The sequence below is a fragment of the Variovorax sp. P4_D9 genome, from assembly GCF_056401695.1.
This window is the reverse complement of sequence record NZ_JBFUIU010001185.1, coordinates 1-2,134: the sequence shown is the minus strand read 5'-3', so window position 1 is coordinate 2,134 and position 2,134 is coordinate 1. Positions and strand designations below refer to the sequence as shown.

The 2,134-nt window shown below is 64.7% G+C and carries 2 protein-coding genes; both read right to left on the bottom strand.

Going from position 1 to position 2,134, the window contains the following annotated elements; all coding sequences use genetic code 11:
* Positions 1–279, bottom strand: a 279-nt coding sequence (locus AC1DY5_RS52735) for a biotin/lipoyl-containing protein (RefSeq protein WP_478122202.1), incomplete at its 3' end; no start/stop codon positions are given.
* 53 nt (positions 280–332) lie between these two features.
* The coding region (locus tag AC1DY5_RS52730) for a 2-oxoglutarate dehydrogenase E1 component (RefSeq protein WP_478122201.1) at positions 333–2,134 on the bottom strand (1,802 nt) is incomplete at its 5' end.

The following is a 2,134-nucleotide window of genomic DNA, read 5'->3' as shown; positions in this document are numbered from 1 at the left end:
GGCCGGAGCCGCTGCGGGCGCGGCCGCGCCGGCCTTGCCTTCGGTGTCGATCCGGGCGATCAATTGATCGGCGACGACGGTGGCGCCATCGCCCTGGACGATCTCGGCCAGCACGCCGGCGGCCGGCGCCGGCACCTCGAGCACGACCTTGTCGGTCTCGATCTCGATCAGGATTTCATCGATGGCGACGGCGTCGCCGGCTTTCTTCTTCCACTGCAGCWTGGTGGCTTCGGCCACGGACTCGGACAACTGGGGGACTTTGACTTCAACGATGGACATTTTTTATCTGCTCGCTTCGTGTTTTCTTATGGAGATGGATCGAGTCGATCCTGTTACTTGGTCAGCACGAAGCCTTTGAGCTTGCCGAACGCGCCGTCGACCAGCGCCTTCTGCTGTTCCTGGTGGAGATGCGAGTAGCCGACCGCGGGCGATGCCGAAGCGGCACGGCCGGAGTAGCCGAGCTTCTGGCCTTCCTGCATGTTTTCGTGGATGTAGTGCTGCACGAAGAACCAGGCACCCTGGTTCTGCGGCTCGTCCTGCGACCAGACGATGTCGACCAGGTTCGGGTACTTCTTGAGTTCGGCGGCGAAGGCCTTGTGCGGGAACGGATAGAGCTGCTCGACGCGGATGATCGCCACGTCGTCGCTGTCCCGCTCCTCGCGCTTCTTCGCCAGGTCGTAGTAGACCTTGCCGGAGCAGGCGATGACGCGCTTGACCTTCTCGGCCTTCAGTTCCTTGTTGTCCGGAATGACGGTCTGGAAGGAACCCTTGGTGAACTCGGACAGCGGCGAGGTCGCGTCCTTGTTACGCAGCAGCGACTTCGGCGTCATGATGATCAGCGGCTTGCGCAGGTGGCGGACCATCTGGCGGCGCAGCACATGGAAGATCTGGCTCGCCGTCGTCGGCTGCACCACTTGCATGTTGGTGTCGGCCGCGAGCTGCATGAAGCGCTCCAGACGCGCCGAGCTGTGCTCCGGACCCTGGCCTTCGTAGCCGTGCGGCAGCATCAGCGTGATGCCGTTGACGCGGCCCCACTTGACCTCGCCCGAGGCGATGAACTGGTCGATCACGACCTGCGCGCCATTGACGAAGTCTCCGAACTGGGCTTCCCAGATCACCAGCGTGTTCGGGTCGTTCGAGGCGTAGCCGTATTCGAACGCCAGCACGGCTTCTTCCGAGAGGATCGAGTCGATGACGACGAACGGCGCCTGGTTGTCGGCCACGTTCTGCAGCGGCACGTAGGTGCCTTCGTCGAACTTCTCGCGGTTCTGGTCGTGCAGCACTGCGTGGCGGTGCGTGAAGGTGCCACGGCCGCTGTCCTCGCCGGACAGGCGGACCGGGTAGCCGCTGGCCACCAGCGAGGCGAAGGCCATGTGCTCGCCCATGCCCCAGTCGACATTGACGTCGCCGCGACCCATCGCGGCACGATCGTCGAGCACCTTCTTGACCAGCGGATGCACCGTGAAGCCCTCGGGGGCCTTGGTGATGCGCTCGGCCAGCCGCTTCCATTCGGCGGTCGGGATCGCGGTGTCGCCGGCGTCGGTCCACTTCTTGTTGAGGAAGGGGCTCCAGTCGACCGCGTACTTGCTCTTGAAGTTGGTCAGCACCGGGTCGGAGGTATTCTTGCCGGCGTCGAATGCCGCGCGCTGCGCCTTGACCAGGTCGTCGCCGAGCGTGTCGCCCAGGCCCTGGGCGGCGAGCTTGTCGGCGTACAGCCTGCGCGTGCCGGGATGCTGGGCGATCTTCTTGTACATCAGCGGCTGCGTAAGCGCCGGCGTGTCCTGCTCGTTGTGGCCGAGCTTGCGGAAGCAGACGATGTCGACCACCACGTCCTTCTGGAACTCCATCCGGAATTCGAGGGCGAATTGCGTCGCCAGCACCACGGCCTCGGGGTCGTCGCCGTTCACGTGCAGCACCGGCGCCTCGATCATCTTGACGATGTCGGTGCAATAGAGCGTCGAGCGGCTGTCGCGCGGGTCGCTGGTGGTGAAGCCGATCTGGTTGTTGATCACGATGTGGACCGTGCCGCCGGTGGAGTAGCCGCGCGTTTCGGCCAGCGCCAGCGTTTCCATCACGACGCCCTGCCCTGCAAAGGCGGCGTCGCCGTGCACGATCACCGGCAGCACCTGCTTGC